The sequence below is a fragment of the Streptomyces sp. SCA2-17 genome (genome assembly GCF_044336695.1).
In genome coordinates this window covers 4333373-4354392 of the sequence record NZ_CP117521.1, presented here as the reverse complement: position 1 = coordinate 4354392, position 21020 = coordinate 4333373, and the positions used below count along the sequence as shown (strand labels likewise).

Here is a 21020-nt window from a genome sequence, read left to right as displayed (position 1 = left end):
TCTGGGGAGGACGATGTGACCATCACGGCATCCACGTTTACGACGGAGCATTCGGCGGCTGCCCCGCAGCGGCTCGAAGACGCGGTCGGGGGGCTGCCGTACATCGAGGACGCGACCACAGTGGCGCCGCGGGACGCCCGCGCGCTGTCCGGGCTCTTCTTCGCACGGCTGCGGGAGCTGGAAGAGGGCACCCGCGCCTACCAGTACGCACGGAACACCCTGATCGAGATCAACCTCTCACTGGTCCGCTTCGCCGCCTCCCGGTTCCGCAGCCGCAGCGACCAGATGGAGGACATCATCCAGGTCGGCACGATCGGGCTGATCAAGGCGATCGACCGGTTCGACCTCTCGCGCGAGGTGGAGTTCACGACCTTCGCGGTGCCGTACATCGTCGGCGAGATCAAGCGGCACTTCCGCGACACCGGCTGGTCGGTGCACGTGCCGCGGCGCCTCCAGGAGCTGCGCGTCGAGCTCGCCAAGGCCACGAGCAAGCTCTCCCAGGAGCTCGACCACGCACCGACCCCCGCCGAGCTGGCCGAGCACCTCGGCATCAGCCGGGAGGAGGTCGTCGAGGGCATCGTCGCCGGCAACGGCTATACGGCCGGCTCGATCGACGTCCCCGTGGACGACGGCTCCGAGCAGACCGGCACCACCTACGCCGACCGGCTCGGCGGACTCGACCCCGCCCTCGAAGGCGTGGAGAACCTGCACGCGCTCAAACCGCTCGTCGCCGAGCTGGACGAACGCGACCGGAAGATCCTCCGGATGCGGTTCGGCGGGGAGATGACCCAGTCGGAGATCGGTGCGGAGCTGGGAATCTCGCAGATGCACGTCTCGCGGCTGCTCACCCGGATCCTGGGGCGGCTAAGGGCAGGGATGCTCGGGCACGAGCACACGCAGGGGCACACACGGAAGTAGCGGCGCGGCGGTCCGGGTGTCCCGGGGTACCGCCCCGGGACACCCGGACCGCGCAAGCCGCGGCGCTACACCGCCGCCGGCGCCGCCGGTCCCGTCGCCGCCGGCACCAGCCACGTCGCCCGGACGGTCTTCCCGTCCGGCCGCCGGTCCACCTCCAGCAGACCGGCCAGCCGCTCCACCATGTGCCAGCCCAGCCCGCCGCCCCCGCCGAAGTCCGGGGTGCGCGGCTGCGGCGGCCACGGACTCGCGTCGGCGATCTCCACCACCAGGCGGTCCTGCACCGCCCGCACGCACAGCCGCCACCAGCCGCCCGTGTGCCGGATGGCATTGGTGACCAGCTCGGACACCACGAGGACGACGGCGTCGGTATCCACCCAGGGGCAGTGGCGCGCCAGGAACTCCGCCGTCGCGTGGCGCGCACCGGCGGCGTCCCCGTACGGGGCTTCGATCACAACCATCCGGCGGCTCCCTCGTTGCTGACCTGTTTCGTTGCTGACCTGGCTGTACGTGTCCGTCGAGCCGCGTATACCCAGCGATCGCCGGGTCATGACCACCCCGGGACGAGGGGTTCGTCACCGTATGGCCGGCGCTTCCCGGGCCCGCCGCTCCCCCGCTCGCGACCGCGCGCTCACCAGCACTCCCAGCGCGCCCGCCACCAGCAGCCCGCCCAGCCACAGTGCCGCCGGCAGCGACACCGCGTCCACGGCCCGCCCGCCCAGCAGCGCCCCCAGCGCGATCGCCGCGTTGAACGCCGAGACGAAGAGGGCCGACGCCGCCTCCCGCGCTCCCGGGACCGCCGCCGTCAGCAGTCCCTGCGTGGCCACCGACACCCCTCCGTACGCCAGGCCCCACCCCACGACGAGGACGCCGGCCACGAGCGCGCCGCCCGTCGGCACGGACATGGCCGGGACCACGACGGCCAGCGCGGCCGAGATCACCAGCAGGACCCGGCGCGGGCTGCGCGCGGCGGCCGTGCCCGCGAGGAAGTTGCCGGCCACGCCCGCCGCCCCGTACGCCAGCAGCAGCCCGCTGATCAGGCCGGCACCGGCACCGGACGCCCGCTCCAGGACGGGCCGGACGAAGGTGTAGCCCGCGAAGTGCCCGGTCACCAGCAGCAGGACGACCAGCAGACCCGCCCGTACGCCCGGGACGCGCAGCAGCCCCGCGACCTCCGCCGGCCGCACGGCGCGCTCCGGCGGCAGCGGGGGCAGCAGCAGCGCGAGCGCCGCGGCCACGGCCAGGGAGAGCACGCCCACGGCGGCGAACGCCACCCGCCAGCCGCCCAGCCCACCCGCAAGGGTTCCGGCCGGGACGCCCAGCACCGACGCCACGGCTATGCCGCTGAAGACCAGCGATGTCGCCGGCCCCACCGACCGCTCCGGCACCAGCCGCACCGCCAGCCCGGCCGCCACGGCCCATACGCCCCCGATGCACAGCCCCACCAGCACCCGCAGCGCCACCAGCACCGCGATGTGGGGCGCCGCCGCCGACAGCAGGTTCGCCACGGCCAGCAGGCCCATGAGCCCCACGAGCACCCACCGCCGGTCGAGCCGCCCCGCGGCCGCCGGCACCGCGGGCGCGGCCACGGCCGCCACGAGGCCGGGCACGGTCATGGTCAGCCCGGCCGTGCCCGCCGGGACGCCGAGCCCGGAGCCGATCGGGGTGAGCAGGCCCACGGGGAGCATCTCGCTGGTCACGACCGAGAACGTCGCCGCGGCGACCGCCGCCACGGCGGGCCAGCCGCCCCGCGCCTTCGCCCCGGCCTTCGTCTTGGCCTTCGTCTCGGCCTTCGCCTTCACGTACGTGTTCATGGTCACGAGCCTCGGTACGGCCGCGCCCGGGAACAACGCCGGACCTCTCATCCTTCAATGAGCGGAGCTAATCGATGGCCAGGGGGGCAGCGTGGGCGCGGGAACGGGCACAGGCGTGGGCGCGGACCTCAGGGAGCTCGAAGCCTTCCTCGTCCTCGCCGAAGAACTGCACTTCGGTCGGGCCGGCGAGCGGCTGTACGTGTCGCAGGGCCGGGTCAGCCAGCTCCTGCGCTCCCTCGAAGGCCGCATCGGCGCCCGGCTGTTCGACCGCACCAGCCGGCGCGTGGCGCTCACGCCGCTCGGCGAGCGGTTCCTGGCCGGGCTGCGGCCCGCGTACGAGGCCCTGGCGGGGGCCGTCGGCGACGCCCGGGACGCGGCCCGGGGTGTGGACGGCACCCTGCGGATCGGCTTCCAGGGCATGGCGGGGGGCGGGGTGACGGAGGCCGTGGGAGCGTTCCAGGACCGGCACCCCGGGTGCGCGGTCGAGCTCGTGGAGATCCCGCTGAGCGACCCCTTCGGCGCCGTGCGGAGCGGCGAGGTCGACGCGGCAGTGGTGTTGCTGCCCGTGGCCGAGCCGTCCCTGGCCGTGGGCCCGGTCTTCTCCCGGGAGCCGCAGACCCTGGCGGTGTCCGTGCGGCACCCGTTCGCCGGGCGCGCCGAGGTCGCTGCGGAGGAGCTCGCGGGCTGCCCGCTCGTGGTGCCCGCCGGGCCCGCCCCCGCCTACTGGCGCGAGGCGCAGGCCCCCGCCGTCACGCCCGGCGGGCGCCCCGTCCCCCGCGGCCCGGAGGTGACGACCCTTCAGGAAGGCATCACGCTGACGGCCGCCAACCGCGCCGGAATGCTCCTGTGCCGGGCCACGGCCGGCTACCACGCGCGCCGCGACATCGCCTTCGTCCCGGTGACCGGTCTGCCCGGCTCGGCCTTGGGGCTCGTACGGCGGCGGGGCGGGGAGACGGAGCGGCTGCGGGCCTTCGGGCAGGTGCTGGCGGAGGTCGCCGACGGGGCCGCTGCCTGCGCCCACACCATCCTGGCGATCCCAGCGGCCGCCATCAGGGCGGGCAGCGCCAGGACGAAGAAGTCGAGCATGAAGCGGAAACCCACCGATGTCGTATGTGTGTGCGCATATTGCCCGGACTGATCAGGTCGTGAGGTCCGCGCACGGGAGGGTGGTCGTGAACCGGGCGCCGCGCGGGCTGTCCGTGACGGCCAGGGTTCCGCGGTGCACGGTGGCGATGTGGTGGGCGATGGCGAGGCCCAGGCCCGTGCCGCCGGTGGCGCGGGTACGGGCGTCGTCGAGGCGGGTGAAGCGCTCGAAGACGCGGCGGCGGTCGGCGGGCGGGATGCCCGGGCCGTCGTCCTCGACGTGCAGGACGGCCAGGCTGCGGCCGGGGTCGTGGCCGAGGCGGACCGTGACGGTGTGTTCGGCGTGCCGCTCGGCGTTGTCCAGGAGGTTGCCCAGGAGGCGGGTGATGAGGGTGTGCTGGCCGTGCACGGTGAGGGGTGAGCCGGGGTCGTCGAGGTGCAGCGCGAGGGTCCGGGGGCCGGGCGGGCGGCGGGCGAGCTCCTCGCGGACGAGCGCCGTGAGGTCGACGGGCTGGGCGCCCGGCAGCCCCTCGGTGGCGGTCGCGTCCAGGCGGGCGAGCAGCAGCAGGTCCGTGGTGATGCTCTGCAGGCGGCGGGTGTCGCCGAGCGCCGCCTCGGCCACCGCCGTCCACCGCGCGTGCTCCGGGTGCGCGAGCGCGATCTCCAGCTCGGCCCGCAGGGCGGCCAGCGGGCTGCGGAGTTCGTGCGAGGCGTCCCCGACGAACCGGCGCTGCTGGTCGACGGCCGCCTGGAGCTGGTCGAGGGTCTCGTTCATCGTCGTGGCCAGCCGGGCGACCTCGTCGCGCGTGTCCGGTACGGGCACGCGGCGGTCGAGGTGGCGCGCGGTCAGCTCGGCGAACTGGGTGCGGATCGCCTCCACCGGGCGCAGCACCCGCCCGGTCACGAACCAGGTCGCGCCCGCGAGGGCCGCGGTCACCACCAGGACGGCGCAGCCCAGCAGCCGGACGATGTGGTCGAGGCGGCGCTGCTCGTCCTGGAGCCGGTTGGCGACGTGCAGGTAGAGGCCGTCGGTGCCGGACTGGATGTAACTGACGGCGGGGGTCCTGCTGCCGGGGTCGGTCCACGGCCACAGCGACAGCACGTCGCTGCCGTGCGAGGGTTCGTGATCCGGCATCCGGGGCCCCGGCTCCCAGTTCGGCTGCCGGTCCTCGACCCCCGTGGACACCTCCAGCCGGGGGTCGTCGCGCAGCTTCCCGGCCGTGTAGAAGAGCTGGGCGTCCGGGTCGTAGTCGACGAGCCGGGGGACGGCGGCGACCTGCCGGCCCGTGTAGTCCACGGCCTCCCGTGCCAGGTAGTCGCGCAGCGAGCCCGCGGCCAGCCCCGCGCCGGCGATCAGCGGAAGGAGGGCGCAGACGGCGACGATCCAGGTCAGCCGGGCCCGGATCGAGGCGGGCCGCAGCCGGCGCCGCGGGCGCCCGGTCCGCCCCCGCGGGCGCCGGGACAGCCTTCGCGGGCCTACGAGGCGCCTCACCGGCCCGGGGCGTCGGCCGCCAGCCGGTAGCCGACGCCGCGTACGGTCTGGATGCTGTGCCGCCCGAAGGGCGCGTCGATCTTCCTGCGCAGGGAACTGACGTGCACCTCCACGATGTTCACGTCGCCTTGGAACGCCTCGTCCCACACGTGCGCGAGGATCTCCGCCTTGGCCACGACCTCGCCGTCGCGCCGGGCGAGGTACTCCAGGACCGCGAACTCCCGGGCGGTGAGCTGGAGATCGGTGGTGCCGCGCCGGCAGCAGCGGGTCGCGGGGTCGATCTGGAGGTCGCCGACGCGGATGAGCACGGGCCGGGCGGGCCGGCCGCGGCGCACCAGCGCGCGCAGCCGGGCGACGAGGGCCACGTAGGAGAAGGGCTTGGTGACGTAGTCGTCCGCTCCGGTGTCCAGGCCCTCGGCCTCGTCGTACTCGCCGTCCTTGGCGGTGAGCATGAGCACCGGCGTCCACACGCCGGCCTCGCGCAGCCGGGCGCACACGCGGTAGCCGTTGAGGCCGGGCAGCATGACGTCGAGCACGATCACGTCGTGGGCGTCCTCGGCCGCCAGGTGCAGGCCCGTGTGCCCGTCGTGCGCGACCTCCACCGCGAAGCCCTCGGCGACCAGTCCCCGGCGGAGCAGCTCCGCGAGCCGACGGTCGTCCTCAACCACCAGTATGCGCATGGCTTCAGGATGGCGCGGACGGGCGGCCCGCCGCCTGAAGACCGCTTCAGGAATGCTCAGCGTTCCTTCAGCTGCGGGCTGCCAGGATCCGGGGTGTGCCCTTTCCGGCATGCCGGCCCGCGGAGCGCGCACCGGCGGCTCACGGGGGTGGGGCCCGTACGTCTCGGCGCCCGGGCCCGGCCCGCCGGTCCGCGCTCCCGGCGCTTCAGGAAGTGGCGCGCGGAGGTCTGCGGCCCCTCCCGTCACCAGTCCCCTCCTCCGAACCCGCCGCCGTCGCCGCCTCCGTCGCCCCAGCCGCCGCCGAAGTCGTCGGGGTTGTAGTCGCTGCCGGTCCAGTCGCCGCCGTCGGGGCCGGTGTCGGCCGGGGCGGCGTAGGCGGGGCCGGAGAGGAGGCCGCCGAGCGCGGTGCCCACGAGGAGCCCGGGGAGGAGGCCGCCGCCGAAGTAGCCGCCGGCCCAGGGGGCGTAGGCGGGGCCGGCGTTCCAGTAGGGCTGCCGGCCGTCGGGGGTCTGGACGGTGCGCGAGAGGGGCTCCTCGCCGTCGGCGACCCGGGCCGCGTCCGCCGCGCAGGCGGGGACGGTGCGGGGCGCGCCGCCCGGGGGCGCCCACTGGACGTCCTGGACGGAGGGCCCGTGGCGCGGGTCGAAGAAGCAGGGCAGGCGGCGCTCGGGCAGCGGGGCGCCGGTGCGGCGGGCGGCGAGGGTGGCGAGGGCGAAGCGGCCCTTGTCGAGGGACTCGGTGACGGCCGTGACGTCCTGCGGGTGGGTCACGGCGGCCATCTTGGACTTGGCCTCCTCGTACGCGTCGAGGGCCGCTTCGTAGTCGCGCCGCATGGCGTCGTCGGCGCCGGGCTCGGAGGGGTGGAAGTCGAGCCGGTCGAGCTCCTCGCCGAAGGCGGTGATGTCCTCGTCGACGACGACGCGCAGGGCGTCGAGCTCGGCCTGCTCGCGCTCCTCGCGCTTGCGCTTGTTGCGGCGGTAGAGGGCGTACGCGCCCGCGCCGCCGGCGACGACGATCGCGCCGCCGGTGATCAGCCCGGTGGCGCCCACGCCGGACTCCCCGCCGCCCCAGGAGCCGGGGGCCCGGCCGCGGGCCTGCCGGTCGGCCTGGTCGGCGAAGCTGTTGAGCATGGTGGTGGCGTCGCCGCCGGAGCGCTGGACGGACCCGACGAGGTTGCTGATCGCGTTGCGCGACATGACCTTGGAGTCGGCGTGGGCGTTGAACGCGTCGCCGAGGCGGATGGCGTAGACGCCGGCGATGCCGACCTTGGTCCGCAGGTCCTTGAAGACGGTGGCCCTGGGGAACTCGGCGCTCTCGGGCAGGACGGCCACGAAGACGGGTTTGCCGGCGTCCTTGATCTTCTTGGCGAGGGCTTCGGCCTCGGCGGGCGGGAGCTGGGCGCTTGCCCGGGGGTCGACGTAGACCGGGCTCTTGCGCAGCGCTTCGGCCACGGTGTCGATGCCGGTGGCGGCGTGCGCCGCGGGGGCGGGGGCGCAGAGGGCCGTGCCGGCCAGGGCGATCAGGGCGGCGGCCAGGACGGTGATCAGGGCCTGCAGCGGCCTGGGAAGCGCCCGGGTGGTGGCGGGCATGGCGGTGCTCCTCGGATGGAGGTGGGTGGTTCCTGTCGTTCGCTTCTGGGGCTTCTACGGCTTCTCGGCTGGTGTCGCTCTATCCGAAATCTACCGCCAATGCTGATGAATCCGACATTTCATGCCTTCCTCTCGTACGGGATATCAGCCGTACGAGAGGTTCGCGCAGGGGTCGTCGTCCGCCGAGCGGGCGGTGGCGGCCACGTCGGCCGAGAGGGTGCCGGGGTTCGCCGCGGAGGGCGCCGGCGCGGGCGGCGCCGGCGACGAGGACCTCCCGTCGCCGCCCGCGGCGGCGTAGTCCCGCCCCAGCGTGACCGTGATCCCGTTCGCCGCGACGCCGTGGACGTACGAGCCGGGGAAGAGCCGGGCCAGCGTCCGCGCCTCGGCGGCCCGGCCCGGCCCGAACTCGATCACGGTGGTGCCCGCGTCGCGGACCTCCGCGTTGCCGGTGTCGGCGACGGCGTACCCGTGCTTCTCCAGCTGCGCGGCGGCCCGCGCCGCGAGCCCGCTCACTCTGGTGCCGTTGGCGACGGAGACGCTCACGCCCTCCCCGGAGACCTGCTCGGGGGCCGCGGGGGACGCGGGAGCCGCCGGGCCGCCCTTCCGCCCCCCGCCGGCGTCCTTGCCGTCGATCGTGCGGTCGGCCTTCAGCGAGGCCCACAGCGCGTCCGCGTCGGGCTGCACGATGTCGACGCGGTCGCCTTCGTAGCGCCAGGGCACGGTGATGAACTTGATGTTGTGCAGGTCGATGCCCTTCAGCGACATGGCGAAGGACAGCAGCTTGTCGGCCGAGCCCAGCCCCGGGTCGACGGTGAGCGACTTGGTGGCGGCGTCGGCCAGGGGCAGCAGCGCGGCCGGGTTGAAGCCCTGCTCGCGCACCTTCTTGACCATGCCGGCGACGAAGGCCTGCTGCCGCTGGATGCGGCCGATGTCGGAGCCGTCGCCGATGCCGTGCCGCACGCGCACGTAGTCCAGCGCCTTCTGCCCGGAGACGTTCTGCTGCCCCTTGGGGAAGAGGAGTTCGCCGCGCGAGCCGCGGTGCGGGTCGAGGTCGCCCTGGTAGACGTCCTTGGGCACGCACACCGGCACGCCGCCCACGGCCGAGGTCATCGCGGAGAAGCCCTCGAAGTCGACGACGACGGTGTGGTCGACGCGCAGCCCGGTGAGCTTCTCGACGGTGTTCTGCGTGCAGGCCGGGTTGCCCTTCTCCGACTCCCCCACCGAGAAGGCGGAGTTGAACATCGCGCGGGTCCGCCCGGACGTCCAACTGCCGTCGGGCAGCCGGCACGGCGGGATGTCGACGAGCGTGTCCCGCGGGATCGAGACGGCGACCGCGTGCGCACGGTCGCGGTAGACGTGCAGCAGGAACGCGGTGTCGGAGCGGCCCACGTCGCCCTCGCCGCCGCCGAGGTGCTTATTGCCGCCGGAGCGCGAGTCCGAGCCGATGACCAGGACGTTCTGCCCGGCGACGCCCGGGCCCGGGCGGTTCTTGGACAGCCCGTCCGCGTCGAACGTGCTGATGTTGCCGTCGAGCCGGAGCCAGAGCCAGCCCGCGCCGGCGCCCAGCAGCACCACGAACGCCACCGCGACGAGCGCCGCCGTCCGCGCCCGGTGGTGCGCCTGCTTCCCTCGGCTGCCACTCATCCGCCAGTCCTCGTCCATTCCCCCGCGTCTACCCCGGCTGCGTGCCGTCTCACCTGGATAGACGGCCGGGCAGCCACTTTGGTTGTCCAGTTGCGCAATCTGGCAAGTATGGTGAAGGCCACGGTTGCGGAAGAGAACGCGAGAGAACGCAAGAGAGAGGTGCGCCGATCATGCTGCGCAATGCCCTGGAGCCCTGGCACATCCTCGTGGTGGTGCTCGTGATGGTCGTCCTGTTCGGGTCCCGCAAGCTCCCCGACACCGCCCGCGCGCTCGGCAAGTCGATGCGCATCCTCAAGAGCGAGGCCAAGGCCCTGAAGTCGGACGACCAGCAGGTCGCGGCCGGTGCGCCGCAGACCGCGGCGGCCGGCGCGCCCGAAGGCGCGGCGCACCGCAACGGCCCGGCCGACAACCCCCGGTGAACTGAAGGACACCTGTACGCCTCCTCCGGTACACCCGCCCCTGGTGAGCTTCCCCCGGCCGGGCATCCCGCCCGGCCTACGAGGAGGAAAAACCATGGGTTCTCGTCCGTACCGGCGCCGTCTCGCCTGGGGCGCCGCCGCACTGCTCGCCGCCGGGGTCGCGGTGCCCGCCGCGGCCTTCGCCTCCGACGCGGGCGGCGGCTCGGACGTCCCCGCGCTCAGCGCGGGCCACGGCGCCAAGAAGGCCAAGAACGTCATCCTGCTCATCGGTGACGGCATGGGCGACTCGGAGATCACCCTGGCCCGTGACTACACCGTGGGCGCGGCCGGCCGGCTGAACATGGACAAGTTCCCGCTCACGGGCGCGTACACGACGTACTCGGTCGACAAGGACGGCAAGCCCGACTACGTCACCGACTCGGCCGCCAGCGGCACCGGCTGGGCCACCGGCCACAAGACCGTGAACGGCCGGATATCCAAGTCGCCCGGCACGGACCAGGCCATGCCCACCATCCTGGAGCTGGCCCGGAAGAACGGCCTGGCCACCGGCAGCGTCACCACCGCCGAGCTGACCGACGCCACCCCGGCCGTCCTCGCCTCGCACGCCACCGACCGCAGCTGCATGGGCCCGGCCGACATGAAGGCCTGCCCGAACGACACCATCGCCAAGGGCGGCCCCGGCTCGATCGCCGAGCAGAGCGTGAACCACAAGGTGGACGTCCTCCTCGGCGGCGGCAAGGCCCGCTTCGACCAGAAGATCACCGAGGGCCGCTTCGCCGGGCGGACGGTGACCCAGCAGGCCCAGCAGCTCGGCTACCAGGTCGTCACCGACGACAAGGGCCTGGCGAGCGCGAAGCCCGGCAAGCCCGTGCTCGGCCTCTTCGCCGACGGCAACGTGCCCGTCGAGTGGACCGGCAAGGCCGCGGCCCAGGGCGGCACCGAGCCGCAGCGCTGCGTGACGAACAACCCCGAGCGCAAGGCCGGCACCCCGAGCCTGGCGAACCAGACCCGCAAGGCGCTCGACCTCCTGGAGGCCAAGCAGAAGGCCGCCGGCTCCAAGAAGGGCTTCTTCCTCCAGGTCGAGGGCGCCTCGATCGACAAGCGCGACCACGCCGCCGACCCGTGCGGCCAGATCGGCGAGACCGCGGCCCTCGACCGCGCCGTGAAGGTCGCCCGCGCCTACGCCGCGGAGCACCCGGACACCCTGGTCGTCACCACCGCCGACCACGGCCACACCAGCCAGATCGTGCCGCTGGAGGCCACCCCGCCCGGCCTGTCCTCCACGCTGGTCACCAACGAGGGCCAGAAGCTGAAGGTCAACTACTCGACCAACACCCCGGGCAAGTCTCAGGAGCACACCGGCACCGAGGTGCGCATCGCGGCCCAGGGCCCGCAGGCGGAGCGCGTCCTCGGGGTCACGGACCAGACGGAGCTCTTCACCACGATGCGGACGGCGCTCGCACTGCGCTGACGCAGCGTGCCGCATCCGTGACGTAAGGATCGTCACAGATCACCACAGGGGGGACAGGGCCCGGCCGCAGCTGCGGCCGGGCCCTGCGGGTTGTGCCAGTTATCGCGGCAGAACATTGGGCGGATCACATACCCGATTACGGGTCCGCAGCGTCAACACTTGTGAATCCCGTACCACCGATACCGGCGGTATGGCCCGCAGGACAGCAAGACAGCACGTCAGCACGTCAGCACGCTGCTGTACCGATCGTTCGTACCGTCCGCCAGCCTCGGAGGAACCGCCGATGACCGGCTCCCGCGTCCTCGCCCTCGGTCACTACCAGCCCGCCAGGGTGCTGACCAACGACGAGCTGGCGGCCATGGTCGACACCAGCGACGAGTGGATCCGCTCGCGCGTCGGCATCCGTACGCGCCGGGTCGCCGAGCCCGGCGAGACGGTCGCCGACATGGCGACCGAGGCCGCCGGGAAGGCGCTGGCGAACAGCGGGCTCGCGGCGCAGGAGATCGACCTCGTCCTCGTCGCCACCTGCACCGCCGACGACCGCAGCCCCAACACGGCCGCCCGCGTCGCGGCCGCGCTCGGCCTCGCCACGCCCGCCGTGATGGACGTCAACGTCGTCTGCTCGGGCTTCACGCACGCGCTGGCCAGCGCGGACCACGCCATCCGTGCCGGTGCCGCGACGAACGCCCTGGTCATCGGGGTGGAGAAGTTCACCTCCGTGACGGACTGGACCGACCGCACGACGTGCGTCCTGACCGGCGACGGCGCGGGCGCCGCCGTGGTCACGGCCTCGGCCGAGCCGGAGATCGGCCCCGTGGTGTGGGGCTCGGTGCCCGGCATGGGGCACGCCGTACGGATCGAGGGCACGCCCTCGCGCTTCTCCCAGGAGGGCCAGTCGGTCTACCGCTGGGCCACCACGCAGCTGCCGCCCATCGCCCGCCGGGTGTGCGAGCGGGCCGGGGTCGCCCCGGAGGAGCTCGCGGCCGTCGTCCTGCACCAGGCCAACCTGCGGATCATCGAACCGGTCGCCCGGAAGCTGGGGGCCGTCAACGCGGTCATCGCGACGGACGTCACCGAATCCGGCAACACGTCCGCCGCGAGCATTCCGCTGGCGCTGTCGAAGCTGGTCGAGACCGGGAAGATCCCGTCGGGCGCACCGGTCCTGCTGTTCGGCTTCGGCGGGAACCTGTCGTACGCGGGGCAGGTCATCCGCTGCCCGTAAGGGGCGGCGTCCATAGGGGGCGCCCCTTACAGGGCGCTCAGAACACCGACCACCCGGTCAACGTGGTGAAGTGGTCCAGCGCCGCCACCCCGGCAACGGAGTTGCCCCGCGTGTCCAGCCCCGGAGACCACACGCACAGCGTGCACCGTCCCGGTATGACGGCGACGATGCCGCCCCCCACCCCGCTCTTGCCCGGCAGCCCCACCCGGTAGGCGAAGTCCCCCGCCGCGTCGTACGTCCCGCACGTGAGCATGACGGCGTTGACCTGCTTCGCCTCGCGCCGCGGCAGCAGCCGCGAGCCGTCGGCGCGCAGGCCGTGCCGAGCGAGGAAGCTGCCCGCACGGGCGAGGTCGCGGCAGCTCATCTCGATGGAGCACTGCCAGAAGTAGTGCTCCAGGACCGTGGGGACGGGGTTGTCGAGGTTGCCGTAGCTGGCCATGAAGTGGGCGAGCGCGGCGTTGCGGTCGCCGTGCTCGGTCTCGGAGGCGGCGACGGCGGGGTCGAAGGAGACGTCCGGGTTGCCGCTCTCGGCGCGCAGGAACTCCAGCATGGTGGTGCTGGCGTCGCCGGTGAGGGTCTGCAGCCGGTCGGTGACGACGAGCGCGCCCGCGTTGATGAACGGGTTGCGCGGGATGCCGTTCTCGTATTCGAGTTGGACCAGGGAGTTGAAGGGGTTTCCGGACGGTTCCGTGCCGACCCGGTCCCAGATCTTGCCGCCGCCTTCGGCCAGGACGAGCGCCAGGCTGAAGGCCTTGGAGATGGACTGCACGGAGAACGGCCGTTCCCAGTCCCCGATGCCGTACACCCCGCCGTCGACGTCCGCGACGGCCATGCCGAAGCCGTTGATGTCCACTTCGGCGAGGGCGGGGATGTAGTCGGCCACCTGGCCACGGCCGACGAGCGGCTTGGCGAAGGCGGCGACTTCTTCGAGGACGGCCTCGTAGTCCACAGTCCTTGGTCCGTACTTCCGTGTCGACGGCGCTGTCGACGATGCGATCGGTGGGATATTCGGCCAACGGCCGGATCGGCTCGCACGATATCCGAACGCCCGGCCCACCTGCGAACTTTTGGGTACAAGGGGGTCATTCGGCCTACGCGACCGGCGTACGCCACCTGCTCTACCAACCCGTCCACGACTTCGGCTACGGCTACCCGTCGCACATCTACCGAGGGAGGGCGGCATGGCCCCACCCATGTCCGCGAACGAATTCCTGGCCGCGCTCCGACGCGAGGGCGCCACCGTCGTCGAGGTGGACGGCTGGCGCCACCACAACCGCGTCGGGCACGGCCTCTGGGGGCCCGTCAACGGGGTGATGATCCACCACTCGGCCACGTCGGGCACCGACAGCACCGTCCGGCTGTGCTGGAACGGCTACGAGGAGCTGCCCGGCCCCCTGTGCCACGGGGTCATCGCCAAGGACGGCACGGTCCACCTGACCGGCTGCGGGCGCGTCAACCACGCGGGCGGCGGCGACGGCGACGTGCTGAAGGCGGTCATCGCCGAGAAGCGGCTGCCGCCCGTGCGGTGGGCGGACACCGACGGGAACGTCCACTTCTACGGCTTCGAGTGCGTCAACCGCGGCGACGGCGAGGACCCCTGGCCGCAGGTCCAGCTGCGGGCCGTGGAGCAGGTGGCGGCCGCGATCTGCCGGCACCACGGCTGGTCCGAGCGCTCCGTCATCGGCCACCTGGAGTGGCGGCCCGGCAAGGCCGACCCGGTGGGCTTCTCCATGGAGTGGCTCCGCGAGCGGGTCCGTGAGCGGCTCAAGTGAGGCGGACCGCGGCTCGCCGGACCGTCCACGCGACAATGGGGGCGTGACCAGCCAATCCCCCGCCCCCGGCGGAGCCGGGCTCGCCGGCCTGCGGCCGCGGCTGCCGTCGCCGCTCGTGGAGCTCCCGGACGAGAGGTTCGCGCGGCACGGCGTGCGCCTGCTGCTGAAGCGGGACGACCTGATACACCCCGAGCTGCCGGGCAACAAGTGGCGCAAGCTCGCGCCGAACCTGCGGGCCGCGGCCGGGGAGGGCCGGCGCACCCTGCTGACGTTCGGCGGCGCGTACTCCAACCACCTGCGGGCCACGGCCGCCGCGGGCCGCCTGCTCGGCTTCGCCACCGTCGGCGTCGTCCGGGGCGAGGAGCTCGCCGACCGGCCGCTGAACGCCTCGCTGCGCTACTGCGTCGCGTCCGGCATGCGGCTGCTGTTCACCGACCGCGCCACGTACCGCCGCAAGACCGAGCCGGAGGTGCTGGCCGGGCTGGTCGAGCGGGCGGGCGGCGACTGCTTCGTCGTGCCCGAGGGCGGGTCGAACGCGGCGGCCGTGCTGGGCTGCGCGGAGCTCGGGCGCGAGCTGCGCGGCATGGCGGACGTCGTCGGCGTCGCGTGCGGCACGGGCGGCACGCTCGCCGGGCTCGCCGCCGGCCTCGGCGAGGGGCAGCGGGCGATCGGCTTCCCCGTGCTCAAGGGCGGCTTCCTGGGCGCGGAGGTCGAGCGGCTGCAGGGCGAGGCGTTCGGCGGCCGGCGCGGCACGTGGCGGCTCGACGAGCGCTTCCACTGCGGCGGCTACGCCCGCACCTCCCCCGCGCTGGACGCCTTCGCGGACGACTTCACGGCCCGCCACGGCCTCCCCCTGGAGCGCCTGTACGTGGCGAAGATGCTGTACGGCCTGACCACCCTGACGGAAGAGGGCGCCTTCCCCAGAGGAACAACGGCGGTAGCGGTCATCACGGGCGCGCCGTAGGCCTCAAGCGGTGCCCTCCTCCCGGTACGCGGCGGCCTCCTCCAGATCGAGCCGCCGCAACAGCGTCCGCAGCATCTCGTCGTCGATCCGCCGCTCGTCCCGCAACCGCACGAAGACCTCCCGCTCGGCGCTGATCATCTCCCCGGCGAGCCGCCGGTAGAGATCGTCCGCCGACTCCCCCGTCACCGCACTGACCGTCCCCAGCCGCTCCCACACCGCGTTGCGCCGCCGCTCCATGACCCCGCGAAGCCGGTCGGCGAGCGGCGACGGCAGGGCGTTCCGCTCGTCGGTGAGCAGCTCGTCCAGGCGCCGCTCCGCGGCGAGGGACGCCTCGTTCTGCGCCTGCGCCTCCGCCAGCGTCTCCGCCGCGCTGTCGCGCGCGGGCAGCCGCAGCAGGCGGATGAGCGGGGGCAGGGTGAGACCCTGCACGACGAGCGTGCCGATCACCGTCGTAAAGGTGAGGAAGAGGACGAGGTTCCGGTCGGGGAAGGCGCCCCCGGCATCGGTGAGCTCCGGGATGGAGAAGGCGATGGCGAGGGAGACCACCCCGCGCATGCCCGCCCAGCCGATGACGAGCGGGCTCTTCCAGGTGGTATCGGTCTCCCGTTCCCGGATCCGCGCGGACAGGGCGCGCGGCAGGAACGTCGCGGGGAAGACCCATACGAAGCGGGCGGCCACGACGGCCAGGAAGACCGCGGCCGCGTACCACGCGGCCCGCCCCGCGCCGTAGTCGCCGAGGCCGCGCAGCACGACGGGCAGCTGGAGGCCGATGAGCGCGAAGACGGCGGACTCCAGGATGAAGGAGACCATCTTCCACACCGCGGCCTCCTGGAGCCGGGTCGCGAAGTCGACCTGCCAGGCGCGGTGTCCGAGCCAGAGGCCGACGACCACGACGGCGAGGACGCCGGAGGCGTGGACCTCCTCGGCGGCGGCGTAGGCGGCGAAGGGGATCAGCAGGGAGAGGGTGTTCTGGAGGAGCGGCTCGCGCAGGTGCTTGCGCAGCCAGTGCAGCGGCACCATGAGGGCCAGGCCGACGCCGATGCCGCCGAGGGAGGCGACGGCGAACTCCCTGATGCCCTCGCCCCAGGTCGCGCCCGCGCCGACGGCGGCGGCGAGGGCCACCTTGTAGGCGGTGATCGCGGTGGCGTCGTTCACCAGGGACTCGCCCTGGAGGATGGTGGTCATCCGGGAGGGCAGGCCGAGGCGGCGGGCGATGGCGGTGGCCGCGACGGCGTCGGGCGGGGCGACGACCGCGCCGAGCACGAGGGCGGCCGTCAGCGGCATCCCGGGGACGACGAGGAAGGCCGCGTAGCCGACGGCGAGCGTCGCGAAGAGGACGTAGCCGAAGGACAGCAGGGCCACGGGGCGGATGTTGGCCCGCAGGTCGAGGTAGGAGCTGTCGAGGGCGGCCGTGTGCAGCAGGGGCGGCAGCAGGAGGGGCAGCACGATGCCGGGGTCGAGCGTGTAGTCCGGGACGCCCGGGATGTACGAGGCGGCGAGCCCGGCCGCGACGAGCAGCAGGGGCGCCGGCACGGGGGTGCGCCGGGCGGTGCCGGCGACCGCGGCGGCTCCCGCGACCAGCATCAGCAGTGGCATGACGTCCATCGGTGCGCTGCCTGTCCCCTCGTGCGGTCCGCCCGGCCTCCCGGGCTCGTGTGTCGGCGGTGCGATCTAATCTGGCAATCATGAGCGAGTGCCAGCATCTTCCCGGTCTGCCGCGCCCCGAGCCCGTCGCCGCGCACCCGACGTGCCCGGAGTGCGAGACGGCCGGCAGCCACCCCGTGCAGCTGCGGCTGTGCCTGGCCTGCGGCCACGTCGGATGCTGCGACTCCTCCCCGTACCGGCACGCCACGGCGCACTTCGAGGCGACCGGCCACGCCGTGATGCGCAGCTACGAGCCGGGCCAGAGCTGGCGCTGGTGCTACGTGGACCAGCGGCTCGTCTGACGCCGCCCGCTAGCATGCACGCATGATCCGAGCCGCGACGCCCGACGATGTTCCCGCCGTCCATGCGATGATCCGCGAACTCGCGGCGTACGAAAGGGCACTGGAGGACGCCCGGGCGACCGAGGAACAGCTGCGCGAAGCGCTCTTCGGGGAACACCCCGCAGCCTTCGCACTGATAGCGGAGAGTGACGAAAAGGCGGACGTCGGCGGGGCCGGGGCGCCGGAGCCGGCGGGCTTCGCGATCTGGTTCCGCAACTTCTCCACCTGGACGGGCACGCACGGTGTCTACCTGGAGGATCTCTACGTGCGCCCGGAGGCGCGCGGCGAGGGGCACGGCAAGGCGCTCCTCGCGGCCCTCGCACGGATCTGCACGGAGCGCGGCTACCAGCGTTTCGAATGGTCAGTGCTGGACTGGAACACGCCCTCGATCGGGTTCTACAAGTCCCTCGGCGCCGAACCGATGGACGAGTGGACGACGTACCGCTTGTCGGGAGAACCTCTCCGGACCCTTGCGGCGCTCGCGCAGAGTGACGAAAATCCCAACTAGACGACAGCTCTTTCGATTTGAGGCCCCGAACCCCTAGCCACTGTCCGTGCTCATGGGTTTACCATGAGTGACAGTCGCGGGGCTGCTCCACGGACCCGCAGATCGCGATAGCGTCGCAGCCGAACCATGTGCCGCACCGGCCCGCGCACGGCCTTCGACCGAAGGGCGGCCGAGGGCCGGGGGCCGGCGCTCGTAACAGCTCAAGAAGCTTGTGCCACCTTGGAGGTGAGGGTGTCCCCAATCGCAGGCGAGCCCGGGACCCAGGACTTCGTGGAAGTCCGGCTGCCCGCTGCGGGTGCCTACCTGTCGGTGCTGCGGACGGCGACAGCCGGCCTCGCGGCCCGCTTGGACTTCACCCTCGACGAGATCGAGGACTTGCGCATCGCGGTCGACGAGGCGTGCGCGATCCTTCTGCAACAAGCGGTGCCCGGCTCCGTTCTCAGCTGCGTCTTCCGCCTGGTGGGCGACGCGCTGCGGGTGACCGTCTCGGCACCCACCACGGACGGCCGCGCGCCCGAGCGCGACACCTTCGCCTGGACGGTGCTCTCCGCCCTGGCCGGTGAGGTCGACTCGACCGTCGCCGACGACCGCACGGTCAGCATCAGCCTGCACAAGAAGCGCGGCGCCGGCCCCGGACAGCCGTGACGGAAGAGGGGGCTCCGTGAGCACTGCATCGTCGCGGGGGGTGCGTACCCCGGCCATCCCGCAGCAGCCCGCCCGGCAGCTGCCGGGCGATCCTGCGATTCCTGCGCCGGACGAGGCCGGCGACCCACCAGAGCGGGCGGACCACATGGACCAGCACGAGCACCGGCACTCCACCGCTCAGGACCGCAGCGGTGCCCGGGCCCTGTTCATCGAGCTGCGCGCACTTCCGGACGGTTCGCCCGAGCGGGCCGAGCTGCGCAACCACCTCGTGCGGATGCACCTGCCGCTGGTGGAGCACCTGGCCCGGCGCTTCCGCAACCGCGGCGAGCCGCTGGACGACCTCACCCAGGTCGCGACGATCGGTCTGATCAAGTCGGTGGACCGGTTCGACCCGGACCGCGGCGTGGAGTTCTCCACGTACGCCACGCCCACGGTGGTCGGGGAGATCAAGCGGCACTTCCGCGACAAGGGCTGGGCGGTCCGGGTCCCGCGCCGGCTCCAGGAGCTGCGGCTGGCCCTGACCACGGCCACCGCGGAGCTCTCCCAGCGGCACGGCCGCGCGCCCACGGTCCACGAGCTGGCCGAGCAGCTGGGGATCTCCGAGGAGGAGGTGCTGGAGGGCCTGGAGTCCGCCAACGCCTACAGCACGCTCTCCCTGGACGTGCCCGACACGGACGACGAGTCGCCGGCCGTGGCGGACACCCTCGGCGCGGAGGACGAGGCGCTGGAAGGCGTCGAGTACCGCGAGTCGCTGAAGCCGCTGCTGGAGGATCTGCCGCCGCGCGAGAAGAAGATCCTCCTGCTGCGGTTCTTCGGCAATATGACCCAGTCCCAGATCGCCCAGGAGGTCGGGATCTCGCAGATGCACGTGTCACGCCTGCTGGCGAGGACACTGGCGCAGTTGCGGGACCGCTTGCTGATCGAGGAGTAGGCACCTGGGCCCGACGACGTCGGAGCCCAGGCAAAAATTGAGCCCGTGCGGCGATTGAGGACCGGGGTCCGGGGCGGAGCCCCGTGAGCTCAGTCCCGCGGACCGATCCCGAGCGCTTCCGTCGCCGTGGGGTTCACCAGCAGCACAAGCGTGCCCACAGCCACAGCGGCCAGTGCCACCGCGGCGGCGATCAGGACGCCCCCGCCGTTGAACAGCGTCCAGGCCACCGGCAGCGCCATGATCTGCGTGATCATGGCGGGCCCGCGGCTCCAACGGCGCCGCAGCCACAGCCCGCGCGCGGCCGCCAGCGGCAGCGCGGACAGGGCGAGCACGGTGAGGCCGCCCATCTCCGCCTGCTGCGGGCTGTTCGGCTTGCCGAGCAGGCCCATGACCAGCAGGTAGATGCCGGCGGCGGCGAGCGCCAGGCCCTCCAGGCCGGTCAGCGCGGCGGCGGCCGTCAGCCGGGCCGGGCGGGGCCCGGCGGGCTCGGGGGCGGGGGCCGCGGCGGCCTGCCGCCGGGGGCCGGCGGTGCCGCTCGTACGGGCGTTTTTCGGCGCGGACTGCTTGCTGCTCACCCCAGCAGGGTAGCCGTACCGCCGTCGATCCGAGGGGGGCCGAAGGCGGGCCGGGGCGGTTCGTGTACCGACAGGTAGGTAAGCTGGCGCGCATGCGTGCGCTCCTCGTGGTCAACCCCTCGGCCACCACCACCAGTGCCCGTACCCGCGATGTCCTGGTGCACGCCCTCGCCAGCGATCTCAAGCTGGAGGTGGCCACCACCGAGTACCGGGGCCACGCCCGGGACCTCGCACGGCGGGCGGCCGAGAGCGGCACCACCGAGCTGGTGGTGGCGCTCGGCGGCGACGGCACGGTCAACGAGGTCGTCAACGGCCTCCTGCACGACGGCCCCGACCCCGAGCGCCTGCCGCGGCTCGCCGTGGTGCCCGGCGGCTCCACCAACGTCTTCGCCCGTGCGCTGGGGCTGCCCAATGACGTCGTGGAGGCGACCGGCGCCCTGCTGGACGCCCTGCGCGACGGCAGCGAGCGCACCGTGGGGCTGGGGCTCGCGGGGGGCACTCCGGGCACGGAGGACGAGGGGGTCCCGGAGCGCTGGTTCACCTTCTGCGCGGGCTTCGGCTTCGACGCGGGCGTCATCGGCCGGGTGGAGCAGCAGCGGGAGCGCGGCAAGCGGTCGACACCCGCGCTGTACGCGCGACAGGTGATGCGGCAGTTCCTCGGGGAGACCCACCGCCGGCGCGGCACCATCACCCTCGAACGGCCGGGCGAGGAGCCACTCGAGAATCTCGTCATGTCGATAATCTGCAACACCGCGCCGTGGACGTACCTCAACAACCGGCCGGTCTACGCGTCGCCGCAGGCGTCCTTCGACACCGCTCTTGACGTGCTGGGATTCACCCGGCTGTCGACGACGGCGGCCGGCCGCTACGCGACCCAGCTGCTGATGTCCACGCCGGAGCGGGGCCCCCGGGGCAAACACACCGTCTCGCTGCACGACCAGACGCGTTTCACCTTGCATTCGCAGGTTCCACTGCCCTTCCAGATGGACGGTGACCACCTCGGAGTGCGAACGAGCGTGACGTTCACAGGCGTACGCCGTGCACTGCGTGTGATTGTGTGAGTGCCAGGGCCTAAAGTCCTTTCACTCGAACGTTTAGGCTGGGTTCCACCCCCTGGAAGTACGGCTGTGACCTAGCCGACACCGAGGAATCAAAAAAAACTTTCCAGAAGGGGTTGTATCCGCCGCCGAGGTTTGCGAGTCTCTTCATGGCGATCGGGACGTCCGCTCTTCCGGCCTTCCGATACAGCCCGAACCCCTCCCTTTTCCTGATGGACCGCACCAGTTTCACGACTGGGCGTCGGCCCTTCCC

At 73.1% G+C, this 21020-nt stretch carries 21 protein-coding genes; 12 read left to right on the top strand and 9 right to left on the bottom strand.

Annotated elements, in window-relative coordinates; translation table 11 throughout:
* Positions 1-21: 21 nt before the first annotated feature.
* Complete coding sequence (locus PS271_RS19860) at positions 22-918, top strand: SigB/SigF/SigG family RNA polymerase sigma factor (protein WP_398386941.1); 897 nt, start codon at positions 22-24, stop codon at positions 916-918.
* A 65-nt stretch (positions 919-983) separates the two neighbouring features.
* Here PS271_RS19860 and PS271_RS19855 read toward each other — a convergent pair whose 3' ends face one another.
* Together PS271_RS19855 and PS271_RS19850 are read right to left on the bottom strand one after the other, a co-directional pair.
* Positions 984-1376, bottom strand: a complete 393-nt coding sequence (locus PS271_RS19855) for an ATP-binding protein (RefSeq protein ID WP_398383438.1) — start codon at positions 1374-1376, stop codon at positions 984-986.
* A gap of 114 nt (positions 1377-1490) precedes the next feature.
* Positions 1491-2729: an MFS transporter gene (locus PS271_RS19850; protein ID WP_398383437.1), complete on the bottom strand. Its 1239-nt coding sequence runs from the start codon at positions 2727-2729 to the stop codon at positions 1491-1493.
* A 91-nt stretch (positions 2730-2820) separates the two neighbouring features.
* On the opposite strand from PS271_RS19850, the gene PS271_RS19845 reads away from it, so the two are divergent.
* Positions 2821-3867, top strand: a complete 1047-nt coding sequence (locus PS271_RS19845; protein ID WP_398383436.1) for a LysR family transcriptional regulator — start codon at positions 2821-2823, stop codon at positions 3865-3867.
* On the opposite strand, the gene PS271_RS19840 is transcribed toward PS271_RS19845, so the two are convergent.
* The 4 genes from PS271_RS19840 to PS271_RS19825 form a co-directional block, all read right to left on the bottom strand.
* Positions 3868-5304: a sensor histidine kinase gene (locus PS271_RS19840; RefSeq protein WP_398383434.1), complete on the bottom strand. Its 1437-nt coding sequence runs from the start codon at positions 5302-5304 to the stop codon at positions 3868-3870.
* The gene (locus PS271_RS19835) at positions 5301-5984 is read right to left on the bottom strand and encodes a response regulator transcription factor (protein ID WP_398383432.1); all 684 of its coding nucleotides are present in this window, start codon (positions 5982-5984) and stop codon (positions 5301-5303) included. The genes PS271_RS19840 and PS271_RS19835 overlap by 4 nt, the downstream gene beginning before the upstream one ends.
* A 242-nt stretch (positions 5985-6226) precedes the next feature.
* Positions 6227-7573, bottom strand: a complete 1347-nt coding sequence (locus PS271_RS19830) for a hypothetical protein (RefSeq protein ID WP_398383430.1) — start codon at positions 7571-7573, stop codon at positions 6227-6229.
* 144 nt (positions 7574-7717) lie between these two features.
* Positions 7718-9217 (bottom strand): LCP family protein, encoded by a 1500-nt coding sequence (locus tag PS271_RS19825; RefSeq protein WP_398383429.1) that lies wholly within the window; start codon positions 9215-9217, stop codon positions 7718-7720.
* Positions 9218-9387: 170 nt separating this feature from the next.
* On the opposite strand from PS271_RS19825, the gene tatA reads away from it, so the two are divergent.
* The 3 genes from tatA (at position 9388) to PS271_RS19810 (ending at position 12329) form a co-directional block, all read left to right on the top strand.
* Positions 9388-9636, top strand: coding sequence for a Sec-independent protein translocase subunit TatA (tatA, locus tag PS271_RS19820; RefSeq protein WP_398383428.1), 249 nt, complete (start codon positions 9388-9390; stop codon positions 9634-9636).
* A gap of 94 nt (positions 9637-9730) precedes the next feature.
* Positions 9731-11107 (top strand): alkaline phosphatase, encoded by a 1377-nt coding sequence (locus PS271_RS19815; protein WP_398383426.1) that lies wholly within the window; start codon positions 9731-9733, stop codon positions 11105-11107.
* A 283-nt stretch (positions 11108-11390) separates the two neighbouring features.
* Positions 11391-12329, top strand: a complete 939-nt coding sequence (locus tag PS271_RS19810) for a beta-ketoacyl-ACP synthase III (protein ID WP_398383425.1) — start codon at positions 11391-11393, stop codon at positions 12327-12329.
* Positions 12330-12366: 37 nt separating this feature from the next.
* Here PS271_RS19810 and PS271_RS19805 read toward each other — a convergent pair whose 3' ends face one another.
* Positions 12367-13278, bottom strand: a complete 912-nt coding sequence (locus PS271_RS19805; RefSeq protein ID WP_398383423.1) for a glutaminase — start codon at positions 13276-13278, stop codon at positions 12367-12369.
* A gap of 232 nt (positions 13279-13510) precedes the next feature.
* Here PS271_RS19805 and PS271_RS19800 point away from each other — a divergent pair, with 232 nt between their 5' ends.
* Both PS271_RS19800 and PS271_RS19795 read left to right on the top strand, forming a co-directional pair.
* The gene (locus tag PS271_RS19800; RefSeq protein WP_398383421.1) at positions 13511-14101 is read left to right on the top strand and encodes an N-acetylmuramoyl-L-alanine amidase; all 591 of its coding nucleotides are present in this window, start codon (positions 13511-13513) and stop codon (positions 14099-14101) included.
* A gap of 43 nt (positions 14102-14144) precedes the next feature.
* Entirely contained in the window at positions 14145-15065 is a 921-nt protein-coding gene (locus PS271_RS19795) for a 1-aminocyclopropane-1-carboxylate deaminase/D-cysteine desulfhydrase (RefSeq protein WP_398383420.1), read from the top strand.
* Between the two features lie 3 nt (positions 15066-15068).
* Here the strand turns inward: PS271_RS19795 and PS271_RS19790 are convergent, their stop codons facing one another.
* Positions 15069-16670 carry a Na+/H+ antiporter gene (locus PS271_RS19790; protein ID WP_398383419.1) on the bottom strand — a complete coding sequence of 534 codons (1602 nt, stop codon included), beginning with the start codon at positions 16668-16670 and terminating at the stop codon, positions 15069-15071.
* Between the two features lie 80 nt (positions 16671-16750).
* Between PS271_RS19790 and PS271_RS19785 the strand changes: the two genes are divergently transcribed.
* From PS271_RS19785 to PS271_RS19770, 4 genes are all read left to right on the top strand, one after another.
* Positions 16751-17011, top strand: coding sequence for a UBP-type zinc finger domain-containing protein (locus PS271_RS19785; protein WP_398383418.1), 261 nt, complete (start codon positions 16751-16753; stop codon positions 17009-17011).
* Positions 17012-17033: 22 nt separating this feature from the next.
* Complete coding sequence (locus PS271_RS19780; RefSeq protein WP_398383416.1) at positions 17034-17558, top strand: GNAT family N-acetyltransferase; 525 nt, start codon at positions 17034-17036, stop codon at positions 17556-17558.
* Positions 17559-17789: 231 nt separating this feature from the next.
* A complete protein-coding gene (locus tag PS271_RS19775; protein ID WP_030366270.1) occupies positions 17790-18203 on the top strand; it encodes an ATP-binding protein in 414 nt (137 codons plus the stop codon).
* A gap of 16 nt (positions 18204-18219) precedes the next feature.
* Positions 18220-19134 (top strand): RNA polymerase sigma factor SigF, encoded by a 915-nt coding sequence (locus PS271_RS19770; RefSeq protein ID WP_356287370.1) that lies wholly within the window; start codon positions 18220-18222, stop codon positions 19132-19134.
* An 89-nt stretch (positions 19135-19223) separates the two neighbouring features.
* Here PS271_RS19770 and PS271_RS19765 read toward each other — a convergent pair whose 3' ends face one another.
* On the bottom strand, positions 19224-19709 hold the full coding sequence (locus PS271_RS19765; RefSeq protein ID WP_398383415.1) for a hypothetical protein: 486 nt from the start codon (positions 19707-19709) through the stop codon (positions 19224-19226).
* Between the two features lie 92 nt (positions 19710-19801).
* Between PS271_RS19765 and PS271_RS19760 the strand changes: the two genes are divergently transcribed.
* Complete coding sequence (locus PS271_RS19760) at positions 19802-20770, top strand: diacylglycerol/lipid kinase family protein (protein WP_398383414.1); 969 nt, start codon at positions 19802-19804, stop codon at positions 20768-20770.
* The last annotated feature ends 250 nt before the right edge of the window (positions 20771-21020 follow it).